Source organism: Clostridium pacaense (assembly GCF_020709765.2).
GTDB classification, from domain to species: Bacteria; Bacillota; Clostridia; order Lachnospirales; family Lachnospiraceae; genus Enterocloster; species Enterocloster hominis.
In genome coordinates, this window is record NZ_JAJFEB020000026.1 from 50,316 (window position 1) to 73,923 (window position 23,608).

At 52.3% G+C, this 23,608-nt stretch carries 23 protein-coding genes and 1 pseudogene; 21 read left to right on the forward strand and 3 right to left on the reverse strand.

What is annotated here, in order from left to right; translation table 11 throughout:
- The first annotated feature begins 38 nt into the window (after positions 1-38).
- The 10 genes from LK536_RS55335 to LK536_RS55380 all read left to right on the forward strand — a co-directional run bounded on the left by LK536_RS55335 (position 39) and on the right by LK536_RS55380 (position 9,200).
- A complete protein-coding gene (locus LK536_RS55335; RefSeq protein WP_025485920.1) occupies positions 39-794 on the forward strand; it encodes a M23 family metallopeptidase in 756 nt (251 codons plus the stop codon).
- Between the two features lie 150 nt (positions 795-944).
- Positions 945-1,832 carry an AraC family transcriptional regulator gene (locus LK536_RS55340; protein WP_227796639.1) on the forward strand — a complete coding sequence of 296 codons (888 nt, stop codon included), beginning with the start codon at positions 945-947 and terminating at the stop codon, positions 1,830-1,832.
- On the forward strand, positions 1,810-2,274 hold the full coding sequence (locus LK536_RS55345) for a hypothetical protein (protein WP_025485922.1): 465 nt from the start codon (positions 1,810-1,812) through the stop codon (positions 2,272-2,274). Before LK536_RS55340 ends, LK536_RS55345 begins: the two co-directional genes overlap by 23 nt.
- Positions 2,275-2,430: 156 nt before the next feature.
- Complete coding sequence (locus tag LK536_RS55350) at positions 2,431-2,940, forward strand: CBS domain-containing protein (protein ID WP_008719176.1); 510 nt, start codon at positions 2,431-2,433, stop codon at positions 2,938-2,940.
- 95 nt (positions 2,941-3,035) lie between these two features.
- On the forward strand, positions 3,036-3,404 hold the full coding sequence (locus LK536_RS55355) for a MerR family transcriptional regulator (protein WP_025485923.1): 369 nt from the start codon (positions 3,036-3,038) through the stop codon (positions 3,402-3,404).
- Between the two features lie 18 nt (positions 3,405-3,422).
- Positions 3,423-4,643, forward strand: a complete 1,221-nt coding sequence (locus tag LK536_RS55360; protein WP_227796640.1) for a MerR family transcriptional regulator — start codon at positions 3,423-3,425, stop codon at positions 4,641-4,643.
- 155 nt (positions 4,644-4,798) lie between these two features.
- On the forward strand, positions 4,799-6,160 hold the full coding sequence (locus LK536_RS55365; RefSeq protein WP_227796641.1) for an amino acid permease: 1,362 nt from the start codon (positions 4,799-4,801) through the stop codon (positions 6,158-6,160).
- Positions 6,157-7,464, forward strand: a complete 1,308-nt coding sequence (locus LK536_RS55370) for an amidohydrolase family protein (RefSeq protein ID WP_051400666.1) — start codon at positions 6,157-6,159, stop codon at positions 7,462-7,464. The genes LK536_RS55365 and LK536_RS55370 overlap by 4 nt, the downstream gene beginning before the upstream one ends.
- Positions 7,465-7,879: 415 nt before the next feature.
- Positions 7,880-8,317 carry a TetR/AcrR family transcriptional regulator gene (locus LK536_RS55375; RefSeq protein ID WP_506092252.1) on the forward strand — a complete coding sequence of 146 codons (438 nt, stop codon included), beginning with the start codon at positions 7,880-7,882 and terminating at the stop codon, positions 8,315-8,317.
- A 91-nt stretch (positions 8,318-8,408) separates the two neighbouring features.
- Positions 8,409-9,200, forward strand: coding sequence for a class I SAM-dependent methyltransferase (locus LK536_RS55380; RefSeq protein WP_227796642.1), 792 nt, complete (start codon positions 8,409-8,411; stop codon positions 9,198-9,200).
- Positions 9,201-9,472: 272 nt separating this feature from the next.
- Here the strand turns inward: LK536_RS55380 and LK536_RS55385 are convergent, their stop codons facing one another.
- Positions 9,473-9,607 carry a DUF6783 domain-containing protein gene (locus LK536_RS55385; RefSeq protein ID WP_329602258.1) on the reverse strand — a complete coding sequence of 45 codons (135 nt, stop codon included), beginning with the start codon at positions 9,605-9,607 and terminating at the stop codon, positions 9,473-9,475.
- Here LK536_RS55385 and LK536_RS55390 point away from each other — a divergent pair.
- From LK536_RS55390 to LK536_RS55415, 6 genes and pseudogenes are all read left to right on the forward strand, one after another.
- A pseudogene (locus LK536_RS55390) lies at positions 9,545-9,706 on the forward strand (DUF6783 domain-containing protein); the annotation flags it as partial. The gene LK536_RS55385 and the pseudogene LK536_RS55390 sit on opposite strands and share 63 nt — an antisense overlap.
- Positions 9,707-9,866: 160 nt before the next feature.
- Positions 9,867-11,183 (forward strand): phenylacetate--CoA ligase family protein, encoded by a 1,317-nt coding sequence (locus tag LK536_RS55395; protein ID WP_120057752.1) that lies wholly within the window; start codon positions 9,867-9,869, stop codon positions 11,181-11,183.
- A gap of 56 nt (positions 11,184-11,239) precedes the next feature.
- Entirely contained in the window at positions 11,240-12,988 is a 1,749-nt protein-coding gene (gene iorA, locus LK536_RS55400) for an indolepyruvate ferredoxin oxidoreductase subunit alpha (protein ID WP_008719163.1), read from the forward strand.
- A gap of 1 nt (position 12,989) precedes the next feature.
- A complete protein-coding gene (locus tag LK536_RS55405) occupies positions 12,990-13,565 on the forward strand; it encodes an indolepyruvate oxidoreductase subunit beta (RefSeq protein WP_227796643.1) in 576 nt (191 codons plus the stop codon).
- A gap of 55 nt (positions 13,566-13,620) precedes the next feature.
- On the forward strand, positions 13,621-14,919 hold the full coding sequence (locus LK536_RS55410; protein ID WP_008719159.1) for a phenylacetate--CoA ligase family protein: 1,299 nt from the start codon (positions 13,621-13,623) through the stop codon (positions 14,917-14,919).
- Between the two features lie 11 nt (positions 14,920-14,930).
- Complete coding sequence (locus tag LK536_RS55415; protein WP_008719157.1) at positions 14,931-15,359, forward strand: ACT domain-containing protein; 429 nt, start codon at positions 14,931-14,933, stop codon at positions 15,357-15,359.
- A 160-nt stretch (positions 15,360-15,519) separates the two neighbouring features.
- Here LK536_RS55415 and LK536_RS55420 read toward each other — a convergent pair whose 3' ends face one another.
- Together LK536_RS55420 and LK536_RS55425 are read right to left on the reverse strand one after the other, a co-directional pair.
- Complete coding sequence (locus LK536_RS55420) at positions 15,520-15,960, reverse strand: PaaI family thioesterase (RefSeq protein ID WP_227796644.1); 441 nt, start codon at positions 15,958-15,960, stop codon at positions 15,520-15,522.
- Positions 15,961-16,156: 196 nt separating this feature from the next.
- The gene (locus LK536_RS55425; protein ID WP_227796645.1) at positions 16,157-16,525 is read right to left on the reverse strand and encodes a hypothetical protein; all 369 of its coding nucleotides are present in this window, start codon (positions 16,523-16,525) and stop codon (positions 16,157-16,159) included.
- A gap of 170 nt (positions 16,526-16,695) precedes the next feature.
- Between LK536_RS55425 and LK536_RS55430 the strand changes: the two genes are divergently transcribed.
- From LK536_RS55430 to LK536_RS55450, 5 genes are all read left to right on the forward strand, one after another.
- Positions 16,696-17,076, forward strand: a complete 381-nt coding sequence (locus LK536_RS55430) for a spore coat associated protein CotJA (protein ID WP_227796646.1) — start codon at positions 16,696-16,698, stop codon at positions 17,074-17,076.
- Positions 17,073-17,345: a spore coat protein CotJB gene (locus tag LK536_RS55435; protein ID WP_008719139.1), complete on the forward strand. Its 273-nt coding sequence runs from the start codon at positions 17,073-17,075 to the stop codon at positions 17,343-17,345. Before LK536_RS55430 ends, LK536_RS55435 begins: the two co-directional genes overlap by 4 nt.
- The gene (locus LK536_RS55440) at positions 17,346-17,963 is read left to right on the forward strand and encodes a manganese catalase family protein (RefSeq protein ID WP_008719137.1); all 618 of its coding nucleotides are present in this window, start codon (positions 17,346-17,348) and stop codon (positions 17,961-17,963) included.
- Positions 17,964-18,233: 270 nt separating this feature from the next.
- Positions 18,234-21,791, forward strand: a complete 3,558-nt coding sequence (locus tag LK536_RS55445; protein WP_227796647.1) for a tetratricopeptide repeat protein — start codon at positions 18,234-18,236, stop codon at positions 21,789-21,791.
- A complete protein-coding gene (locus tag LK536_RS55450; protein ID WP_227796648.1) occupies positions 21,788-23,464 on the forward strand; it encodes an Hsp70 family protein in 1,677 nt (558 codons plus the stop codon). Before LK536_RS55445 ends, LK536_RS55450 begins: the two co-directional genes overlap by 4 nt.
- The last annotated feature ends 144 nt before the right edge of the window (positions 23,465-23,608 follow it).

The following is a 23,608-nucleotide window of genomic DNA, read 5'->3' on the forward strand; positions in this document are numbered from 1 at the left end:
CGCCCTGGTTTGGTAAGAATAGTACCGAGGTGATAAACGTGAAAGAGAAAGTAAACCAGATGCTCAAGGATAAGTTATTTCTTGTCATGCTAGTGTTAGGCCTGCTGACTATTGTAGCCGCAGCAGGTGTCATTACCGTACAAAGAGGAAAAGGTACTGAGACAAATCCATACCTTGAAATGCCCCAGCCAGAAATGATTGCCCAGGAAACCACGCCGGAAACCGCCCAGGTGGCAGGCGCATCCGATGCAGTCAAGGATTCACAGAAGGTTACCCCGGCTCCTACCAAGGCAGCTGTGGCAAAGAACGAGAACCAGGGCAATGACCTGGCAGCAGAAGCAGGCGCCGGCAAGGATGCGGCAGACGCGCTGGTGCTTAACTTTTCAGACGCCAGCAGGATGCAGTGGCCGGTAAGAGGCAATGTGCTTCTGGATTACAGCATGGACCAGACCATTTATTTCCCCACCCTTGACCAGTACAAATGCAACCCTGGAATCGTTATCCAGTCAGATGTGAGCACGCCGGTGGCAGCGCCAGCCAATGCAAGGATCCTGGAAGTGGGAAGCAATGAGGAAATCGGCAACTATGTTGTCATGGACCTGGGCAATGAGTACACCGCAACCTGCGGACAGCTTAAGGAAGTATGCGTGGCCCAGGGAGAGTACCTGAAAGAGGGACAGACCCTTGGCTATGTGTCAGAGCCTACCAAGTATTATTCCGTGGAAGGCGTCAATGTATTCTTTGAGATGAAGCATCAGGATAAGACAGTGGACCCACTGGATTATATGCAGTAAAGCGGACAATGTGTGAGCAGGAAACCGGCAGGGAAACCAGCCGGTTTTTATTTTTCCGTTCCATGCTATCCATCCGGTACTTAAAATGAGATGAAAGAAGCCGGGATACATGGTAAAATATCTATCGTCCAAACGAAAGGAGGGCAGGCCATGGAATGGAATAAAAAACTGCAGCTCATCATAGACCATGTGGAACACAATCTGCAGGCCAGGGAAGAGCCGGTTGACAGGGAAGAGATATCAAGGATAGCAGGCTGTTCCTTTGACTTTTTTCAAAAAGTATTTTCTTATATGAATGGGATGGGGTTTGCTGAATATATCCGCTTCCGGAAACTTACGCTGGCAGGATACGATCTGAAAAGCACCGACATGAAAATCGTGGATATAAGCTATAAGTACGGATATAACTCGCCCACGTCATTTACAAAAGCATTCCAGCAGTTTCATGGCATCCCCCCAAAGGAAGCACGGGAAAATGAGGTGAAGCTGCGCGTGATGCCTAAATTGCAGATTGCGCAGAGACGGCAGTTTTCATGGCAGGTCCAGAGGAAGGCCGGGTTCCGGCTCATTGGGAAAACCATACGGGTTTCCTGTGCGGATGGGGAACATTATGAAAAGATACCCGGGTTCTGGAGTGAATGCCAAAAGGACGGTACCTATCCGGTCCTGCGTTCCCTGGACACGGGCGCGCAAAAGGGGATGTTCGGCCTGTTCAGCCTTTGCGGTGGGGACATGGATGAAATGGAATATTCGATTATGGTCATATCAGACAAAATCCTTCCCCCGGGACTGACCGGACTGGAACTGCCGGAACAGACATGGGCTGTTTTTGACTGCAGGGGCCCGGTGCCCCAGGCAATCCAGGAGGGCTGGAAATACCTTAACGGGGAATGGCTGGTAAGATATCCCTTCCGCCACGCGCCATGCCCGGAACTGGAATGGTACAGTGACGGGAATCCGTATGGTGAGGATTACCTGAGTCAGATATGGATACCGGTGACAGGAGGAAATGAAAATGGTACATTTGGTTTATTGTGATAATGCAGGCAAGAAGGGTGAAAGGGTATTGGATAAGATATTGTCCGGTACAAAGACAATGATTGTGCGCGGGGCAGCGGGAAGGAAAATACCCCACAGCCGGGTTTTTGAGGGGGAACGCCTTTATTTCATTGAGAAGGGAAGTTCCTGGATTACGGCGTCCGCGGTAGTGAAGGCTGTACAGAACCATGTAAAATTATCTGAAGAGGAAATCACGGAAATCCTTGAGGAGAATCAGCCCAAATTGAACCTGACTGAGAAACAGAAAACACGATGGCACAAGAAATGTCTATGCCTGGTTGAGTTAAAAGATGCAGGGGAAATCACTCCTCTTGCCTTTGACCACCAGGGGAATATGGATGACTGGCTTATACTTGAAAAAATCGAGGATGTGGTGGTGGGGACAAGCATTCCATATAATTATGAGAAATCAAGGTTTTAGCTTTGTATCACTTGCCCTTCACATAATATGCCAAAAATACCAGATATAGTTTTGGTGCTTCTTAAGAAATTTCAGAGTTTTATAATAATTTGTTCATATTCGGTTCAGAGGCACCCATTATACTGGAAAGAGAATACAGGAAGAAGGAGTGAAAATATGAATATATTATTTTTCCTGACTCCTAAAAGTGACGTGGCGTATATAAGTGAAGATGATACGTTAAGACAGGCTTTGGAGAAGATGGAACACCATAAGTATTCCGCCGTACCAATTGTCAGCAGGACAGGACGTTATGTGGGCACGCTGACCGAGGGGGACCTGTTATGGGGGATTAAGAACCAGTTCAATCTGGATTTGAAAGGGGCAGAGCGGATACCAGTGACCGCAATCCGCCGCCGGTGTGACAACCGTCCGGTCAAGGCGGACGCAGATATGGAGGATCTGATCGGAAAGGCCCTGAACCAGAACTTTGTACCGGTTCTGGACGATCAGAAGTGTTTTATAGGAATCATTACCAGGAAAGATATCATCAAATATTTTTATCAGAAGTGTGAGACGGTAAAGGAACAGGCCAAGAATTGCCTGGACCAGGGAGAGAAGGAACATAAAAAGACAGACCTGTCCGCGGTGGTCAAGCTTCGCAGCCAGGAAAGCGCTTTGGTATGATGATTGTATGTTGATACGATGATTATACATAGAAGGGAAGCGGAACCGGTGATCTTTAAGAGGTCATCGGTTTTTCTTAATGGGGGAAGGATTATATGAAAATAGGAGAATTTTCGCGTAAGTTCCAATTGCCGCAGCACACGGTACGGTACTATGCAGAGCTGGGCCTTCTGGTTCCCGAAGTAAGGAACCGGCAATATTATTTTAATGAGGATTGCGAAGCCGATATGCGGCTGATTGAAAAGTCAAAATCAGCCGGATTTTCATTAAAAGAAATACACCAGATATTATCCCTGCGCCGGCTGTCTAATTTTGCAAGCCCAGAGGACAGCCGGCTGTTGCAGCGGTACGTACAGAACCGTCTTGGGGAGCTGGAGGATGAGAGGAAGGTTTGGGAAACCAGAAGACTGCGGATTGAGCGGCGGATAGGGGAGTTGGAGACATCTTCAGCCCCGGAACCCTGAACCTATGGAGGTATGGGCATGAAAATTCATGAATTTGCCAGGGAGAACCGGATTTCAGTGAGGACCGTGCGTTATTATATCCAGCTGGGCCTTCTGCATCCCGGTAAAAAGGACGGACAGCTGTATTTTGACCAGGCATCCAGCCTGGAGCTTAAGGAAATCCTGGAACTTAAAGGAGATGGATTCCTTCTGCAGGAGGTTGGGGAGTGGCTTGCATGGGAACGGGATGACGGTATGGAGCTGCAGGAGAAAAAACATCGTAAACTGACTCTTCTCAGGCAGGTGCACAGGCGCATCTGCCAGGAGGAACAGCGCATTGCCCAGGCGTGCCATGCGCTGAAACAGCAGTTCGATGAGCTGGAACAGGGGATGGGGCATAGAAAAAGGGGAATCCCCCTGGAAATGCTGTCCCTGCTCTGCTGCCCGCGGTGTGGTGGGACGTTTACATATGAAGATGCCAGGATTGCGGAACTGGAGCTGGAAAGCGCCCATGTATCATGCAGCTGCGGTTATCATGCCGGGATATGCGGCGGCATTTACATTGGCGGGGAACAGGAAGACGGACTGAGGATTGTACCAATAGACAGGAACAGGGAAACCTACGGGCGTCTGAAACCGGATGGGGTCAGCCAGCTGCAGAAGAATTTTTACTGGATCCTGAAACAGATTCAGGACCAGCCCCTGAAAAATAAAGTAGTATTGGAAAATTTTGTAAACACAATCTGCTTCCTGAGCACGGGAATCCTATACCTGGATCCGGATGCATTATATATCATCGCGGATTCGGATCTGTCAGTGATACGGGATATTAAGGACATGATAGAAGCCATGGACAAAAACCACAAAATCCTTTATCTTGTGGACAGCACCCTGTCCTATCCTTTAAGGAAAGGAGTGGTGGATATTGTGCTGGATTATTTCCATACGGAGGTTGTCCAGGGCTTTAACCTGCCATCCCTTGAGCGTGCCATGCTGCCATTTGTCCATAAAGGAACCCGCGCCGCAGGTATTTTTACTTATATAAAAAAAGGCAGCAGGACACTGGCCAATAACAGACGCATGTTTCCTGATTCTTATAAAGACAGGTTCATACTGAAGGCGCTTAAGGATGAATTCCGGTCATGCGGCCTTGGGATAATCAGGGAATTGGATGAAAATGTCCTGACCTACTCAGTGATTGAATCCTACGGAGAGGGGGATCTGCTGGGGGAGTATTGTTTTTTGGCAGAGTACAAATGAGGACTTTTACAGTCAACTTTAGATTTTTAATAAAAAGACTTGAAATTTCATGTTGACAGTATGTCTATGTCATGGTGTTTAATTAGATTCAGAAACAGGAAGCGCGCATCCCTGGATTCAGTCAAAATAAAAGCACATGACAAGGAGGTCCTTTTATGGATAAGGGGAAGGAACAGGGGAATGGACAACCGGGGGAACTGAAGAGGAAGCTTGGGTTAGGGGCAGTGGTTTCCCTGGGAGTCGGCACGGTAATCGGATCAGGTATATTTTCTTCGGTTGGTGAGGTAGCTGCCGCATCTGGCTGCGCAGCCATAACAATCCTGGCATTCATTATAGGAGGCATCATCATGATACCTCAGAACATGGTGGCTGCTGAAATCACGGCTGCCTGTCCGGATGACGGGGGATTTTATGTTTGGTTCAGGGAAGCAGGGAGCAGGCCGCTGGCATTCCTGTGTGGATGGACTACGTTCTGGGGAGGGGACCCGCCCTCCTATTCCATCATGGCACTGGCGCTGGCGGATTATATTGCATTTTTCATTCCGGGCATTGCCGGCATCGGTATTAAGCTGCTGGCAACCGCACTGATTGTGGTATTTATGGCCATCAATATGCGTTCCGTGGAAGTGGGAGGAAGGTTCCTTACATTTATGACCAGCTTCAAAATGCTCCTCTTTGCACTTCTTATTGGGGTGGGCCTGTTTTCCATGAATAAGACCATGATCAGTGCGCCGGCCGTTGAAGGTGCGGCAACCGGATTCAAGGCCCTGCTGGCAGGCGTTTCCGCTACCACCTGGTCCTATGCGGGAATGGCAACCGCGTGTTCCATGGCAGGTGAGGTGAAGGATCCTGAGAAGACCATACCAAAGGCACTGATCATCACTGTGTTTGTGATCATTGCCATCTATACCAGTCTGGCTGCTGCTGTCACCGGGCTTCTTCCGATGAAACAGCTGTTCAGCTCATCCGCACCTGTGGCAGAGGCAGCCGCGCAGATACCGGTTATCGGCTCAGCCGCCGGGGTCATTACCGCGTTTATTGCAATCGTGGTTATCATAGCATCATTGCACGGAACCATCATGTGCCAGCCAAGGATTGAGTACGCCATGGCCAAGGACGGCCTGTTCTTCCGGAAATTTGCAGAAATCCATCCAAAATGGGAGACACCGGCTAACTCCATCATGTATTCCTGCGCGGTTTCCATCATACTTGTGTTTGCAGCTGATATCGGCGCGCTGATGGGGTTCTTCTCCTTTGTTGCCCTGTGTAAGAATGCCCTTTCATTTGCAACCATGTTCAGCCTGCATAAAAAACCGGGCTATGACCCATCCTGGAAATGTCCATCCTGGCTGCTCATGACAATTCTTTCCGTGGGCGCAAATGTCATCCTTCTGGTTTCCACCTTCCTGTGGGCTCCTTATAAAAGTCTGTTCAGCGCTTTTGTAGTAGTGGCCACCGGACTTCCGGCCTATTATTTCTGGGAAGGAAAGAATAAAAAGGAAGGCAGGGCGGCATGATGGATGAACGGACATTTGCCCTGAAAGGGACGGTTGTATATACAGAGGAAAAAGAAAGTTTCATCTGCTTTGAACAGGCATACATTGTATGTGAAAATGGGCTGTCAGCCGGGGTTTTCCCGGAACTTCCAGGGCAGTACAGGGATATTCCGGTGAAGGATTACGGCAGCCATGTCATAATCCCGGGACTCTGCGACATGCACCTCCATGCGCCGCAGTATGGATTCCGGGGGTTAGGACGCAATATTGACGCGGATGGATGGGGAACCTGGTTTGATATATATGCATTTCCTGAGGAAAGCCACTACAGGGATCTGGACTATGCATACAGGGCATACGACCGTTTTACAGGGGACCTGATGAAGACCACTACCACGCGGGCGGTGATGTTTGCCACCATCCACAGGCCGGCCACGGAACTGCTTATGTCCCTTCTGTATCAAAAAGGGTTTGCAGCATATGTAGGAAAAGTGAATATGGACCGCAATTCCATGGATGGCCTGATTGAGACTGCCCGGGAAAGTATTCATGAGACAGAGCAGTGGCTGTTGGATTGCCATGGATTATATGGCTCGGTGAAGCCGATCATTACTCCGAGGTATGTACCTACCTGCTCCGGCAGTCTTTTAGAGGGACTTGGCAGTCTGGCGGCCCGGTACAAGGTTCCGGTCCAGTCCCATCTGTCTGAGGGGCTGGATGAAATCAAGTGGGTGAACGAACTGGAGCCGGGCCTTCAATGTTATGGAGAGGCATACGACCGGTATGGGCTTCTGGGGTCAGAGGTTCCGGCAGTCATGGCCCACTGCGTGTTCCCGAACCAGGCGGAGATGAAGCTGATGTCAGAGAGAAATGTAATGGTTGCCCATTGCCCGGAATGTAATATGTTTGCAGCCAATACCGCTCCAATCCGGGAGTATCTCAATAATGGCATTGCCGTGGGACTTGGCACGGATATGGCAGGCGTGGGGCGCCTTGAGATGTTCCAGGTAATCAAACACGCAATCCTGGCGTCCCGTGTAAGATGGGGAGCGGAAGAGCGTGAAGGAGACCCGGACGCCCCCATGAAGGGACTTTCCTGGTCGGAAGCATTCTATCTGGCCACAAAGGGAGGAGGCAGTTTTTGGGGAAATGCAGGAAGCTTTGAGCCTGGATACCTGTTTGACGCAGTGGTTTTGGATGATACTTCCATTGCGGACCTAAACCGGCGTTCTGCCTGTGAGAGGATTGAGCGGCTGATACAGGCAGGGGATGACAGGAACATCGTGGCGAAGTATATCGAGGGGAAATCCGTATACCATATATAAAAATTAAATCCATACTTTTAAGGAACAGATGGTATGGGAACAAAATCAGAACCAAACGTCTATAAGGGCTTTTTGGTTCTGATTTTTTATCTGTTCCATGCCGTTATGGCAAGGGCGGGATTCCATATATACGCATTCCCCAAATAGGTTTTGATGACAATCAGCGGTCCAGGCAAACTTTCCTCTTGACACATCCAGCTTATTATGCAACAATAGTTACACAACATATGTTGCATAAAAAACCAAAAAAGAAGGATGGACCCACATGCCGCCAAAAGCCAGAATAACCAAGGACATGATATTACATACCGTCTTAGACATCACTAGAGAAACAGGATTCGGGACAGTCAACGCCAGGAGCATTGCAGCCAGACTGCAATGCTCCACCCGTCCGATTTTTACCTGTTACGAAAACATGGACGAATTAAAGGCCGGATTCCTGGAATATGCATATGGATATTACGAGCAATATGTAACCGGTTATGGGAATTCCGTAAAAGTCAGCCCCTATCTCCTCCTGCCCCTGTCCTACATAGAATTCGCCCGGGAAGAAACCCATTTATTCAAGCTTCTTTTCATAAACGACATGGATTTAGACATGTCAGAAGCAAAAGACTTCTACAAAGAAGCCGGCAACGAAAAAAAGGCGGCCTTGTTTTCCAAGGCCATAGGAGTGGAACCAGAGCGGGCAAAGGTAATTTATTTAGACCTGTTCCTTTACACCCACGGCATGGCAGTCCTGACAGCAACCAAAAAGCTGGCACTGAGCAGGACCAGCGCCGAGACAATGCTGACAAATTTTTTATCCGCATTCATAAAACCGGAAAACCCGGACTGGAACCCCTCCATCTGACGGCGCCAGCCCACTGCCCCCAACGCAGATATCAGGCATCATCCATCAGCATATATGTACCGTGTGACCCTATTCATAAAAGGAGCAGCCCATGATAACAGACCAATACATAACAGATTTTTATAACCACTATGACGAGGATGCCCGTCTGGCTTCAAAACACGGCTCAGTAGAATTCCTCACCACCATGCGCTACATCCAGGCATACATAAAACCCGGTTCCCGCATCTTGGAAATCGGCGCCGGGACCGGCCGTTATTCCCATGCCCTTGCGCGCCAGGGCTACACCGTTGACGCGGTAGAACTGGTAGACCGCAACATAGAAATATTCCGCCGGAACACCCAGCCAGGTGAAAACATAACCATCGCCCAAGGCAATGCCACGGACCTGTCCGCCCACCCGGACAACCAATACGACATCACCCTTCTGTTAGGCCCCCTGTACCACCTTTACAATACGCAGGACAAACGCCAGGCCCTAAGCGAAGCAATCCGCGTTACCAAAAAGGGCGGTAAGATATTCGCAGCCTACGTCATATCCGACGGCTGTCTCCTGGATGAAGGATTCAACCGCCAGACCATCAACGTCGCGCAATACATAAAAGAAGGCTTAATCGACTCCCGGACATTCGCCGCCAGGTCCCAGCCCAAAGACCTGTTTGAACTTGTCCGCAAGGAAGACATCGACCACATAATGTCCGTATTCCCCACAACCCGGCTCCACTACGTCGCATCCGACGGCTGCGCCCTCCTGATACGCGAATCCATAGACGCCATGGACGCCCGGCAATTTAACTTATACATGCAATACCACTTCGCCACCTGCGAACGCAAAGATGTCCAGGGCCTGACAAGCCACGCCCTGGATATCTTCCAAAAATGACCCACCCCTCACCGTCACAACCCTACTCCCCTGTGTATGAGTAATCCCCCTAAGTCACGGCCGGAATACACAGTCTGCGAAGCGGGGCAGGGCGGGCGGCGGCGGGGCGGACGCATAGTGGAGGAGGCCGCAGCTTCTTAGGGCCTGGCAGCCGGAAAGGCGGGGGTGGATTCCTGCATCAAAGCAGGAATCCAAGGTGCTCTGAGCTGAGAAAGCTCTTCAGAGTTTCTCAGCGAATAGCACCGATCCCCCGTCTTTCCGGCTGTCAGGCCCTAAGGGTGTGTTTGAAAATTCATTCCCGCCATCTGTACGTCCCACTTTGCGGTATATTTGGCCCCAATTCGGTCAACGTAGCCCGCTACGCCTCCCTCATTGGGACCAAATCTCCCACAAAGTGGGACGCACAGCTGACGGAAAGCAATTTTCAAACACACCCTAGAAGCTGCCCCTCCAAAACCCCGCGTCCACCCCGCCGCCGTCCGCCCTGCCCCGCTTCGCAGACGTAGCCTCCCCGCCACCCATCCCTCATTCATGAAATTTGCATCAAAACAGCAGACAAACCCAAAAAAAGATGGTATAATATCGCCAGACATTACGCTGCGCCAATTCGTTGATACGTCAAAGTGCGACAGAGACAGGGCCGCAGGGAAAAGGAGGTCAGACAAAATGATATGGGCAAAAGAGGAAACAATGTCCAGAGCGGAAATTGAAGCCATTCAGTTAACCCGCCTGAAGGAAGCGGTGACCCGCAACTATGAGAGGGTGCCCGCTTACCGTGCCAAGATGGAAGCTGCCGGTGTGAAGCCGGAAGACATACAGACCCTGAAGGACCTGGAAAAACTTCCATTTACAACAAAGCAGGATATGAGGGACAACTATCCTTACGGCCTGTTCGCAGTGCCCAGGAAACAGCTGCGCAGGATCCACGCGTCCAGCGGCACGACCGGCAAGCCGACGGTCGTGGGTTATACGGAAAATGACCTGGAAGTATGGAAGGAGTGCGTGGCCAGGCTTGCGGTGGCTGGGGGCGCGACGGATGAGGATATTGCCCAGATCTGTTTTGGCTATGGCATGTTTACCGGCGCCCTCGGCCTTCACAACGGATTGGAAAAGGTGGGCGCGGCCATTGTGCCTTCCTCCACCGGCAATACCCAGAAGCAGCTTATGTACATGAAGGATTTTGAGACCACGCTGTTAGTGGCGACCCCGTCCTATGCCATGCGGATTGCGGAGGTGGCCCTGGAGATGGGGATTGACCCCAAAAAGGACCTGCATGTAAAAAGCCTGGTGCTGGGAAGCGAACTGATGACCGAGGCCATGCGGGGCGAACTGCACAAGGTCTGGGGGGAGGATGTGAACCTGACCCAGAACTACGGCATGAGCGAACTCATGGGACCGGGGGTATCGGGGGAATGTCTTGAGCTTAAGGGCATGCACATCAACGAGGACCATTTTATCGCCGAGGTAATTGACCCCAAGACAGGACAGGTGCTTCCGGCGGGTGAGAAGGGCGAGCTGGTCATTACCTGCATCAGCAAGGAGGCGCTTCCTTTAATCCGCTACCGTACAAGGGATATTACACGGCTCATGTATGAGCCATGTCCATGCGGCCGCACCACGGCCAGGATGGAGAACCTGTCAGGCCGCACGGATGATATGCTGAAGATCCGCGGCGTCAATGTGTTCCCGAGCCAGATTGAGGAAGTCCTGATTAACACGGAAGGAATTGGACCCAACTACGAGATTGTGGTGGACAGGAAGAACCATTCCGACCTCCTTACCATAAAAGTAGAAGTAGAGGCAGAGAGCATGATGGACTCCTACGCTGCCCTGGAGAAGCTGGATTACAGCCTGCGGGAGAAAATGCGCCTGATGCTGGGCCTGGATGCCAAGATACAGCTGGTATCCCCCAATACCCTCCAGCGTTTTGAGGGTAAGGCCAAACGGGTAACAGACCTTCGCGCTGACAAGGACGGGGTCTGATAAAATGCAGGCAGATACATACCATTGGAGATTACAGTGAAAGGAAGGAAGATAAAGTGTCTGAGAAAAAAATTTTACTTGGCAATGAAGCCATTGCAAGAGGCGCCTATGAGGCGGGGGTAAAGGTTTCGGCCGCATATCCGGGAACGCCCAGTACGGAAGTGAGCGAGTCCCTGGCGCAGTATGATGAGATTTACGCGGAGTGGGCCCCCAATGAGAAGGTGGCAACAGAGGTGGCAATCGGCGCGTCCATAGCAGGCGTGCGTTCCATGTGCGTCATGAAGCACGTGGGGATGAATGTGGCTGCGGACCCGCTTTATACAGCGGCCTACACCGGCGTGAGAGGCGGAATGGTGCTGGTGGTGGCGGATGATCCCGGCATGTACAGTTCCCAGAATGAACAGGACAGCCGTATGGTCGCAAGGGCTGCCATGGTTCCTGTGGTGGAGCCTTCCGACAGCGCGGAAGCAAAAGAATTCATGAAATATGCTTATGATTTAAGCGAAAAATACGACACCCCGGTCCTTCTGCGAAGCACCACCAGGCTGTCCCATTCCCAGGGACTGGTAGAACTGGAGGACAGGGCGGAACCCTTTGATATCCCGTATGAAAGGGATGTTGCCAAATATGTGATGATGCCCGGCAATGCAATCAAGCGCCATGTGGTGGTGGAAGCGCGTATGAAACAGCTGGCAGAGGATGCGGATGGTCTTCCCATCAACCGGGTGGAATACAACGACCTGTCCGTGGGCTTCATCACCAGCGGGATTGCATACAACTATGTGAAGGAGGCAATGCCTGAGGCGTCCGTGTTAAAGCTGGGGCTTTTGAATCCGCTTCCAAGAAAGCTTATTGAGGAATTTGCGGCAAAGGTGGATAAGCTTTACATATTCGAGGAGCTGGAGCCGGTTGTGGAGGAACAGGTCAAGGCCTGGGGAATCCAGAAAGCGGTAGGCAAGGAGATATTCACGGTCCAGGGCGAGTACAGCGCCAACCTGATCCGTGAGCGGGTGCTGGGCCAGACACTGGAGGTTGACCCTGCGGCCCAGGTTCCTGCAAGGCCGCCCATCCTCTGTCCGGGATGTCCCCACAGAAGCGTGTACACCGTGCTGAACAAACTAAAGATCCACGCGGCAGGGGATATCGGCTGCTATACATTAGGCGCGGTGGCGCCCCTTAGTGTCATTGACACCACCATCTGCATGGGCGCCAGCATCAGCACCCTTCACGGTATGGAGAAGGCAAAGGGCAAGGATTACATCCACAACTGGGTAGCCGTGATCGGCGACTCCACCTTCATGCATACGGGAATCAACTCGCTGATGAACATGGTCTACAACCAGGCCACCGGCACGGTCATCATCCTGGATAACTCCACCACAGGAATGACAGGTCATCAGGACCACGCAGCCACCGGCAAGACCTTAAAGGGCCAGGTGGTGCCTGCCATCAATATCACAGGGCTGTGTAAATCCCTGGGCATTGAACATGTCTATGAGGTGGATGCATTTGACCAGAAGGAACTGGAAACAGTCATCAAGCGCGAGGTGGCAAGGGAAGCTGTCTCCGTCATCATCACAAAGGCACCCTGCGCCCTGTTAAAAGGCATCAGATTCCCCAACAAGTGCAGGCCGCTGTCCGACCGGTGTAAGAAGTGCGGCGCATGCTTAAGGCCCGGATGTCCGGCCCTCACCAAGAATGAGGACGGGACCATTTCCATTGATGAAACCATGTGTAATGGCTGCGGCCTGTGCATGCAGCTTTGTAAATTCGATGCAATCGAGCAGATAAAGGCGGGTGAATAATATGACTTCAAAGAATATCATGATTGTAGGCGTTGGCGGCCAGGGGACCCTTCTTACCAGCCGTATCCTTGGAAAGCTTGCAATCAATGCGGGATATGATGTAAAATTATCCGAAGTACACGGCATGGCCCAGAGGGGCGGCAGCGTGGTGACCTTCGTGCGTTATGGTGACAAGGTAAATGAACCCATTGTGGAGGAGGGACAGGCGGACGTGCTCATTGCATTTGAGCGCCTGGAAGCACTGCGCTATCTGCATTTCCTTAAAAAGGACGGCGTGGTGATCGTCAATGACTGGCGCATCGACCCCATCACGGTGGTGACAGGGGTGGCTGCTTATCCTGAGGATGTGATTGAGACACTGAAGGAGAAACGCAGGGCCATTGTGGTGGAAGCCACGGCCGAGGCCAAGAAGCTGGGCGCCCCAAAGGCATTTAACATCATTGTCCTGGGAGCGGCGGCAAAGCACATGGGCTTTGAGAAGGAAGACTGGCTGCGCGTGATTGAGACAACCGTACCGCCAAAGACCATTGAAGTGAATAAGCAGGCCTTTGAGATTGGATATGCGCTTTCACTGTAGCGGTACGGCTGGCAGATTAAAAATATCCTAAAAAATACGGAGGGTTTACAGTCAGATGATTTGGAATGAGGCAAAGGAATGTATGAGCAGGGATGAGATGACAAACCTGCAGGGCGCAAGGCTTTCAAAGCTGGTGGACCGTGTGTACCACAACGTGGAGTATTACAGGAAGAAAATGCAGGCAGAGGGCCTGGAACCAGGCGACATCAAGGGAATCGAGGACCTGGATAAGCTGCCGTTCACCACCAAGGATGATTTGAGGGATACCTATCCCTTCGGCATGTTTGCAGTGGATAATTCCCAGATTACCCGCATCCATGCATCCAGCGGCACCACGGGAAAGGCGACCGTGGTGGGATATACGAGGAAGGATATTGATGTGTGGAGCGAGTGTGTGGCAAGATGCATCACCATGGCTGGCCTGGGCAAGGAGGACACCATACAGGTGGCTTATGGATACGGCCTGTTCACAGGCGGCCTGGGCGCCCATTACGGGGCAGAGGAAATGGGGGCCACGGTTGTGCCCATGTCCACTGGCAATACCAAGAAGCTGGTGACCATGATGGTGGATTTCGGGGTGACGGGAATCATGTGTACCCCTTCCTACCTGCTGCACATCGCGGAAACCATTGAGGAGATGGGGGTAAGGGACCAGATTAAGCTGAAGGCGTCCATCAACGGGGCCGAGCCATGGACCGACGGGATGAGGGCCCAGATTGAGCATCAGCTGGGAATCCATGCCCACGATATCTATGGTCTGAGCGAAATCATGGGGCCGGGTGTGGCGACGGACTGCCAGTTCCACCGGGGACTTCACATCCATGAGGACCATTTCCTGCCTGAAATCGTGGACCAGAAGACCCTGAAACCATTGCGGGACGGCATGGAAGGCGAACTGGTCATCTCCACCCTGACCAAGGAGGGACTGCCGCTTATCCGTTACCGCACCAAGGATCTGACCAGCATTAATCACGAGGTCTGCGAATGCGGCAGGACCACTGCCAGGATTGCAAGGTTCACGGGAAGGACCGACGACATGCTGATCATCCGCGGTGTCAATGTATTCCCGTCCCAGATTGAATCCGCCCTTCTGGAAATGGGCGGCACCACTCCCCATTACCTCCTGATTGTTGACCGGATTAATAACCTGGATACACTGGAAGTGCAGGTGGAGGTGGAAGAGCGTTTCTTCTCCGATGAGATCCGGGAACTGGAGAACCTGACGGGCAAGATTGCCCATGTCATCCAGAACGCCATCGGGCTGGCCGTCAAGGTGAAGCTGGTGGAGCCAAAGAGCATTGAACGCAGCATGGGAAAGACAAAGCATGTAATTGATAACAGGAAACTGATTTAGGAAAGGCAGGTATGGATATGTTTGTAAAGCAATTGTCTGTATTCATTGAGAACCGCGAAGGAAGGCTGGAGCAGGTAACAGAAGTGCTGAAGGAGGAGAACATTAACATCCTGTCGCTGAGCATGGCTGATACCACGGAGTACGGTATGCTGAGGATGATTGTATCCGACCCTGAGAAGGCCAAGGACGGCCTGAGGAACAAAGGTTTTTCCGCCATGCTGACCGATGTGCTGGCAGTGAAGCTGGAGGACAAGGTGGGCGAGATGCACAAGATGACCCATATACTGTGCAGCCAGGGACTGAACATTGAATATATGTATGCCCTGGCATCCGCAAACAGGCGTGCCATGATTGTAAAGGCATCCGACGGGGCGGCGGCGGCAAAGGCCATCGAGGATGGCGGACTGGTGCTGTATACCAATGAGGAGATGTGCTGGTAGGTGTGGCATATGTTAAGATGAGGGATGTGCTGATAGGTGTGGAATATGTTGAAATGAATATGGAATGAAGTATGCAATGGAAAGGGCCGGACAGATGGGGAGGACTGTCCGGCCCTTTTTGCCTCGTGTTGGGGTATCATAAACCGGATATATATCTGTATTATCTTCCTTCATCTCCCGGCAAATCCTTAACCAGCTGGGTGCCGCTTTTTATAAAACCGCTGGCAGTCACATGGGCCACCGGATTGCCCAGGTCATCGGATACGTCTACCAGGTAATAGCAGGTGCTCCGTCCTTCTTTAACCTTGCGGGCCTCGGCAACCAGGCGGGCGCCTTTTGCAGTGCCAAGGTATGTAATCTGGGAAGTGGTGGACACGTTAAGGGGTTTATTCCAGTTGGAGGCCACTGCGAAGGTAAAATCAGCCAGGGTAAAGATGGCGCCGCCCATGACGGTTCCTCCCGCATTGAGGTGATGTGGTTGTATTTCCAACGAACATTTTGCATATCCATCATCTACTTCATCGATGACAGCGCCGTTATCAGTGGCAAACCGGTCATTTGCAAAGACCTTCTGTATCTGTTCCAGTTTCTGTGCGTTCATGTTTTTCTCCTCCGCTGAAAATAATCTAAAGAACACTATAAACCAAGGCTGCAGGGGTTGTCAATGCCGTGAAACGCATAATCAGGATATATAATGAAAAAGGGTCATGAAAAAGGGGGTTCCAACCGGAACCCCCGTGTATTAATATCAGCTGTCAGTCCAGCTGTTTAGTTGTTGCACCCACATCCGCCTGCATCTACTGCAACCGGCGCCTGGGCAGCGCCGCCGCGGGGCTGAGGGAATCCACAGGGCCTTCCCCAGCTTGCGTCATTGAAGCCTTCCCAGTATCCGTTGCGGAAGCCTTCCCTATATGCCCTGCGTCTCTCACCTGCACAGATGTCACGTCTGCAGCCACAGCCACAGCCGCTGTTATTGCCGCAGCCGCAGCCACAGCCGCTGTTATTGCCGCAACCGCAGCCGCTGTTGTTATTGCCGCATCCACAGCCGCAGCCGCTGTTATTGCCACAACCGCATCCACTATTGTTATTACCGCAGCCGCAGCCACAGCCGATATTTCCACAACCAAATCCACAACAGCAACGATTACATCTACATCCACATCCAAATCTAAAACAACACATATATCGCATCTCCTTTTTTATTGGTTTGTACTATATCATATGGGACAGTCAGACAAAGTGTTACTGATTGTTTCAGGGGATTATTCTGTCACGGTCCTTTGGGAACCACATAAACTATTAATAAAGAAAAGTTAATGGAAGGAGTTTCCATCATATGGACTCTTATACAGATGTAAGGGGACAGTGCTGCGGCTGCGGCTGCAGACACGTGTCCTGCAACACCTCCGGCCCTAATAGCTGCGGTTCTTTCAGGCAGACGGATTATCCGGATATGAACACATTTCCCTGGGCTGTAAACAATGATTATAATGTAACTCCTGCTGAATCATTCATGGGCGTACAGTACCCTGATATGAATCAGATGGACTGTGTGTCAACGGAGCCGGGATGTCTGGAACAGCAGCACCCGGTTGCAATGGCCTATGTTCCGTGGCAGCAGTGGCAGACCACCTATGCCCCTGAAAGGGGACTGGTACAGGGGACCATTTTCCCTGACCTGGATCTTCAGTTTAATTATGGGAGGTGCGGCAGATGACCAACTTCGATTATAATGTTTCACAGGGAGCCATGCTGCGTCAGGTAGATGAGGCAGGGTTTGCCGTGGTTGACGCCAACCTCTATTTAGACACCCATCCCTGTGATGCAGCGGCAATTGATTACTATAATCAGATGCTGGCAGCATACCAGAGTGCGGCAGCGGCATATGAGGCACAGTTCGGTCCCCTGACCGCCAGTGCCAACAAGGATACTGAATACTGGTCCTGGGTCAGCGATCCATGGCCATGGGAAGGAGTGTGCTCATAAATGTGGATATATGAAAAAAGACTGGAATTTCCTGTTAATATCAAGGAACCAAATGCACAGATGGCACAGTTCATAATGTCCCAATACGGCGGACCTGACGGGGAAATGGGAGCCTCCATGCGTTATCTGTCCCAGCGTTACACCATGCCGTACAAAGAGTGCAAGGCAGCGCTCACGGATATAGGAACAGAGGAGCTTGCCCACCTGGAGATAGTGGCAGCCATCGTCCATCAGCTGACCAGGAACCTGACGGCAGAGCAGCTGGTAGAACAGGGCTTTGGCCCTTACTATATTGACCATGGAACCGGAATCTGGCCACAGGCAGCAGGCGGAATCCCGTTTAACGCATGTGAGTTCCAGTCCAAGGGCGATGTGATTACGGACCTCCATGAGGATCTGGCTGCGGAACAGAAGGCCAGAAGCACCTATGACAACATCCTCCGTGTTGTTAAGGACTATGACGTATGCGAGCCGATTAAGTTCCTGAGGGCGCGCGAGGTGGTCCATTACCAGCGGTTTGGGGAGTGCCTGAGGATTACCCAGGATAAACTGGACAGCCGGAATTTCTATGCGTTTAACCCTGAGTTTGATATGCATACCGATCCCTGCCAGCAGTAAGGGATAGATAGCGGACCGGATAACGGACCAAATAACGGACCAGGGGAAATGGGGATGCAGGAGGCAGAAATGCCTTTATGGCATCCCCATTTTCTATCTGCGGGAGCAGACAGCTGCCTGAGAAAACTGCAGCCGGAAATGCTGTCTGGTGAAAATACTGTCAGGTGTCCTGACCTACAGCCATGGGCGCATGATATCTTGCAGATACTGGAAAACTCAGTTATAATTCTAAGGAGTAAGATGTCAGGGGAAACCATAAGGAGGAGCAGCTTGAACGTTCAGGAGATATTCGGGATTTTGGGAATTGAGGAGACAAGGGATGAAGATGAAATCCGGGCAGCCTATCGGAAGCTTCTGTTAACTTCTAATCCGGAGGATGACGCAGAAGGGTTTAAACGGTTGAGGCGGGCCTATGAGGAAGCGGTTGGATATGCCAGGACACCTGCGGATGAGGAAATACAAAGTGCAGGGTGGATGGAGGAGAGCGGGCCGGAAGGCATTTTCCTGAGACAGCTGGCTGACATTTACACCAGCCTGCCCAGGCGTCTGGATCCAGCGGAATGGGACAGCCTTTTAAGGGAGCCGGTGCTTGGGTCTGTGGACAGTGGGGAACCGGCTAAATGGGCCATGTTCTCGTATCTGTCTGAGCACTTCAGATTGCCTGTAAAGATATGGAAAATATTAGACAGGACCTTTCTTATTGAAAAGAATCATCAGGAGTTCAGGGAGCATCTGCCTGAGGGATTCGTGGATTTCATGCTGGAACGGCTGGATACGGATGACGGCCGGGAATTTCCCATGGACAGGCTTCAGGGAGACACACAGGCTGATTATGATGGCTTCATCAGCGCCCTTTTCACATTGCGGAACAAGGAGAAGACAGGCGCCCCGGAGGAACTGGAGGAAAGAGGCGGGGCGCTGCTGCATCTGGCGTCGCTGGGCATAGACCATCCATGGTATGGTGTGGAGCAGGCTGAATATCTGGCCCTGACAGGGAAGACGGAGGAGGCTGCCGGGATGGCCCGTTCCCTGATCATGGAAAACCGGGAGGATGAGCAGGTTTACATGCCAGTGGTTTCCATCCTTATAAGCTGCGGCTGCCGCACAGAGGCCAGAGGACTGTATGCAGCCTATCTGTGCGGGAAGAGAAGGACGTCCGATGGGGCTTACGAAGCTCTTATGGGTCTGGCCAGGCTGGACGCAGAGGAGGGGAATTGGGAAAAGGCCAGGGAACATGTGTGGAATGCCGGGAAGCTGGAACGCACCGAGGAGGCGCGCAGGCTTTTGGGACAGGCGGACCAGGAGATAATCCGCCTTTACACATCCAGGACAGAAGGACTTAATCAGGAGGAGGCCCTGCTTCTTGCCCGCTGCTTTGTCCATTCGGAACAGGGCGGTGAGGGAAGGCGGTTCTTTGAGGCACATCCGGAATATATCGCGGACACGCCGGATTTTCATGAGCAGATGGCCATGCTTAACATGCTGGACGGCAGGAGCGGGGAGGCGCTTGAGGAGATAGGGCTGTGGCGCATGCGTCTTAAGCAGGAAAACGTCGGTCAGGAAAACGGTAACCAGAAGTCTGGAAGCCAGGAATCCGGCGGCCAGAAGGCCAGCCAGGCCAGAAGCTTCCACGTGGAAGGCCGCGTATGGCGGGACCTCTATCATCAGGAGATAAGGCGGGAAGACGGGAACCGGGAGCAGGCCGCGGGCTTTTCGGACCGGGCGCTGGCTGCCCACAGCCAGGCTGTCCTGCTGGAACCGGATAACGTGGACTACAGGCTGTACAAGGTGATGGTCCTGCGGGACAGACAGGATTACCAGGAGATGGAAAAGCAGTGCAGGGAAATCCTCAAGATGGATGACGGGGTCTACTGGGCCATCTTTTATCTTCAGGAGGCATGCGAAAGGCTGGGCAAGGACCAGGAGGTGGTGGACGCTTTCCTGCGGGCCAGGGAGATATATGACGGACACCCGGAGATATACATAAGGGCAGTAAGGGTATTTAAGGCATACGGAAAGTATGAAAATGCCCTGAGGGTCATTGATGACGCGGGACAGGCCGGGGTAAACAGCAGTGAGCTGCTGGTGGAGCGGATTGGGGTGCTGGACAGGCTGGCAAAAGACGCGGAGGACTGGCGCCGGGCGGACCGGTATGCGGCGGCGGTCATCCGCCACCTGGAACAGAATAAGGAATCCAGGGAATTACTGGCAGATGCCTACCTGAAGCGGGCATTCCTGAATGACAGCGGCAACCAATTCAACAAATATAAGAAGCTGGGGCTGGACTGCAGGTATGCGGAAATCTCGCTGCGGCTTCGGGAATCGCTGTCAGCCAGATACGCACTGGGAAGATACTGGATTGAATATGGGAACCGTCCAAAACAGGCGTACCTGCATTTGAAGCAATGTGAGAAGCAGGGGATGGATTACGAAAGGCTGTATTATTATATTGCCAGGTGCCATGAACGGTTCAGGGAATGGGACAAGGCCATCGGATACTATGATAAGGCGCTTCAAAAGAACCCGGAATCCTCCAACTGCTATTGGAGGCTCAGCGTGCTCTACAAGCAGAAATACACCAGGACCCTGCAGAATGAATATGGGGAAAAAGCCCTGTATTACACCAACCTGCTGGAAGAAAAGTTCGGCCCGGGGGCAGAAAACTTCAGGCGGCGTGCGGATATCTACCTGCACATGAAGGAATATGACAAGGCCCTTAAGGAGATTGAACAGGGCATTGAAATGGACGGGGACAGCGGCATGTGGCTTTTAAAGGGAAAAATCCTCCGGGTCCTGGGAAGATATGAGGAAGCCATTGCGTGCTGTGGGAAAAGCCTGGAAGCCAGCGACCAGTTCGGGGCGGATGAAGAGGAATGCTTTAAGCGGGTATTCCAGTGCTTTCTCAGAATGAAACAGATTGACCAGGGAATTGAATATTTTACAAAAGCCCTGGACAGGAACCTGACAGCGGACGGCCGGGAAAAATGCCTGGAAAACCTGATGGACCTGGAGGCAGAGGCCGGGCGCCACGACAAGGCCCTTGGGTGGATAAGGGAGCAATATGGAAGCACGGACCTGGATAAAAGGTGCTGTGATGATTGGGAGGAAGAAGGAAAACGGATTGAGGCCGTGTTGAATATCTGGCTGAAATTCCGGAAAAACCCCGGCGGGGAAATCTGGGATAAATGCCGTGAGGCAGAGGGCATTGCACGGGAGGCGCTGGCGGATGAAGCAGGAGACAAAGAAGGCCGGGCCTTAGTGTGCCAGAACGTGGGGGAAGCATGGTATTATCTCGGCAATCTGGATAAGGCCCTGGATTATCTCTCAAGGGCCTATGACATAGCCAGCCGGATGAAGAAATACGGCTATTACCGGAGCCTGACCAAGATGCTCATACGGACCCATTACTGGAGGAATGACCTTAAGGAAGCCAGGAAATTCGGGGATTTATACAGGGCCAGGCTGGAGTCGGACTATACGGAGTGTTCCGACCTGGGCCTCTCCATGGAGGAACTGCTGACCAGGCCGACCACGGAGTCCAGGCAGGTGCTTTATAATCTGTTCTGCTGGTCCTATTTCACGGGACGCCATGATGAGGCCCGGGAATATTTCCGGCTGATGGATGAGGAGCGGGGGATGTGCTGGTGGTGCGATGAGGACGGGTGTACGGAACTTTTGGAAGCCAGGGGATTCCTGCTCATGCTGGACCATAAGAAGGAGGAGGCGCTTATGGCATTTGCCCGGGCAGACCAGGTCATCTGGCTGGGATGCAATAAAGATGCCCGGATGGCTGTTAAAATGCTGGAAAAGGAGACGTGCATACAATGATAATCGGAATAGACCTGGGGACAACCAACAGCCTGGCCGCCTGCTTTGTGGATGGCCGGGCGTGCATCATCCCCAACCGCCTTAGGAAGAACCTGACCCCGTCCGTGGTGGCGGTGGATGGGAAGGCGCAGATACTGGTAGGGGAGACTGCCCGGGAATACGGCCTCCTTCATCCGGAGCGGACAGCGGAATTATTCAAACGTTTCATGGGAAGCGAACGCCAATATGACCTGGGCGGGCACAAGTTCCGGCCGGAAGACCTGTCCGCCATGGTCCTGCGTTCCCTGAAGGAGGATGCGGAAAGCTTTTTGGGCGAACAGGTCCAGGAGGCGGTCATAAGCGTGCCCGCGTATTTTGACGACAAGCGCAGAAGGGCCACGAAACTGGCCGGGGAACTGGCAGGGCTTAAGGTAGAGCGGATTATCAGCGAACCAACGGCCGCCGCCATCACATACGGCCTGTACGATAAAACAGAGAATACAAGATTCCTGGTGTTTGACCTGGGCGGCGGCACCTTTGACGTGTCCATCCTGGAACTTAGCGGCCCAATCCTTGAGGTACGGGCCGTGGCCGGGGACAACTATCTTGGGGGCGAGGATTTTACCAGGATATTGGAACAGGAGTTTTATGAAAGGAACGGGCTTAAGGAGGATGGGCTGGAATGGAAGGAGCGGGCGGCTGTCCATGAGGCGGCGGAGAACTCCAAGAAACGGTTCAGCCTGGAAGAAACTGTAAAGATGCGCTGCAGGATAAAGGAGGAGGAAAAGGACCTGTCCATGAAACTTACGGAATATGGGAAGCTCTGCCAGCCGCTTCTGGAGCGCATACGCAGGCCCATCCAGAAGAGCATCGCGGATGCGCATCTGAAGCTGCAGGACATTGACCAGGTCGTGCTGGTGGGCGGAGCCACGCGCATGCCGGTGGTTAAGGATTTCGTGGTGAAGCTGTTCCATATGTTCCCGGATGTGTCCGTGCACCCGGATGAGGCCGTGGCATTGGGGGCCGCCATCCAGGGAGCCATGAAAAGCAGGAACAGGGAGGTCAGGGAAATGATCCTGACCGACGTATGCGCGTTTACCCTGGGAACCGAGGTGGCGCGGGAACGCCGGGAAGGCGTCTATGAGGCCGGGCATTTCTGCCCAATCATTGAGCGCAATACGGTCATTCCTGCCAGCCGCACGGAACGTTTTTACACAATCCGCAATAACCAGGACAGGATACGCATTGAAGTGTACCAGGGGGAGAGCCGCCTCACCGCCAACAACCTGCTGCTGGGAAGCCTGGATATCCAGGTGCCGAAGAATACGGCAGGGGCAGAGGCGGTGGACGTGACCTATACCTATGACATCAATTCCATCCTGGAGGTGGAGGTGAAGGTGGTTTCCACCGGGAAGGTGAAGAAACAGATCATCAAGGGCAGGCATAACACCATGACGGACGAGGAAATCAAGGCCAGGATGGAGGCCCTTTCCTATCTGAAGATTCCTCCCAGGGACCAGGAAGAAAACCGGCTCCTGCTTTTATTGGGGGAGCAGTGCTATGAGAAGAGCACGGGGGAACGGAGGAGCCGGATTGAAAGCTTGATGCAGGCATTTGAAGCAGCACTGGACAGCCGGGACGGGGAGCGCATACGGGAGGCCGGGGACAGGCTGAAGGCGTGCCTGGATGGGTGAGCGGATGCGGGTCTGTGGATATGGGCTGTGGATACGGGTCTGTGTATATGGTTTGGCATTTTCAAAAGGCTCTTTGTCAATAGTTGGGGTGGGATTTGTAAAATCCCGCCCCAATTCTATGAAAAGGGCCCTTTTTATGTTTAG

What these genes read in the sequence shown, in the direction of transcription:
- LK536_RS55340 (WP_227796639.1), top strand. Translation starts at nt 945, where the DNA reads ATGGAATGGAATAAAAAACTGCAGCTCATCATAGACCATGTGGAACAC.
- LK536_RS55345 (WP_025485922.1), top strand. Translation starts at nt 1,810, where the DNA reads ATGGTACATTTGGTTTATTGTGATAATGCAGGCAAGAAGGGTGAAAGG.
- LK536_RS55350 (WP_008719176.1), top strand. Translation starts at nt 2,431, where the DNA reads ATGAATATATTATTTTTCCTGACTCCTAAAAGTGACGTGGCGTATATA.
- LK536_RS55355 (WP_025485923.1), top strand. Translation starts at nt 3,036, where the DNA reads ATGAAAATAGGAGAATTTTCGCGTAAGTTCCAATTGCCGCAGCACACG.
- LK536_RS55360 (WP_227796640.1), top strand. Translation starts at nt 3,423, where the DNA reads ATGAAAATTCATGAATTTGCCAGGGAGAACCGGATTTCAGTGAGGACC.
- LK536_RS55365 (WP_227796641.1), top strand. Translation starts at nt 4,799, where the DNA reads ATGGATAAGGGGAAGGAACAGGGGAATGGACAACCGGGGGAACTGAAG.
- LK536_RS55370 (WP_051400666.1), top strand. Translation starts at nt 6,157, where the DNA reads ATGATGGATGAACGGACATTTGCCCTGAAAGGGACGGTTGTATATACA.
- LK536_RS55375 (WP_506092252.1), top strand. Translation starts at nt 7,880, where the DNA reads ATGGACGAATTAAAGGCCGGATTCCTGGAATATGCATATGGATATTAC.
- LK536_RS55380 (WP_227796642.1), top strand. Translation starts at nt 8,409, where the DNA reads ATGATAACAGACCAATACATAACAGATTTTTATAACCACTATGACGAG.
- LK536_RS55395 (WP_120057752.1), top strand. Translation starts at nt 9,867, where the DNA reads ATGATATGGGCAAAAGAGGAAACAATGTCCAGAGCGGAAATTGAAGCC.
- LK536_RS55405 (WP_227796643.1), top strand. Translation starts at nt 12,990, where the DNA reads ATGACTTCAAAGAATATCATGATTGTAGGCGTTGGCGGCCAGGGGACC.
- LK536_RS55410 (WP_008719159.1), top strand. Translation starts at nt 13,621, where the DNA reads ATGATTTGGAATGAGGCAAAGGAATGTATGAGCAGGGATGAGATGACA.
- LK536_RS55415 (WP_008719157.1), top strand. Translation starts at nt 14,931, where the DNA reads ATGGATATGTTTGTAAAGCAATTGTCTGTATTCATTGAGAACCGCGAA.
- LK536_RS55420 (WP_227796644.1), bottom strand. Translation starts at nt 15,960, where the DNA reads ATGAACGCACAGAAACTGGAACAGATACAGAAGGTCTTTGCAAATGAC.
- LK536_RS55430 (WP_227796646.1), top strand. Translation starts at nt 16,696, where the DNA reads ATGGACTCTTATACAGATGTAAGGGGACAGTGCTGCGGCTGCGGCTGC.
- LK536_RS55435 (WP_008719139.1), top strand. Translation starts at nt 17,073, where the DNA reads ATGACCAACTTCGATTATAATGTTTCACAGGGAGCCATGCTGCGTCAG.
- LK536_RS55440 (WP_008719137.1), top strand. Translation starts at nt 17,346, where the DNA reads ATGTGGATATATGAAAAAAGACTGGAATTTCCTGTTAATATCAAGGAA.
- LK536_RS55450 (WP_227796648.1), top strand. Translation starts at nt 21,788, where the DNA reads ATGATAATCGGAATAGACCTGGGGACAACCAACAGCCTGGCCGCCTGC.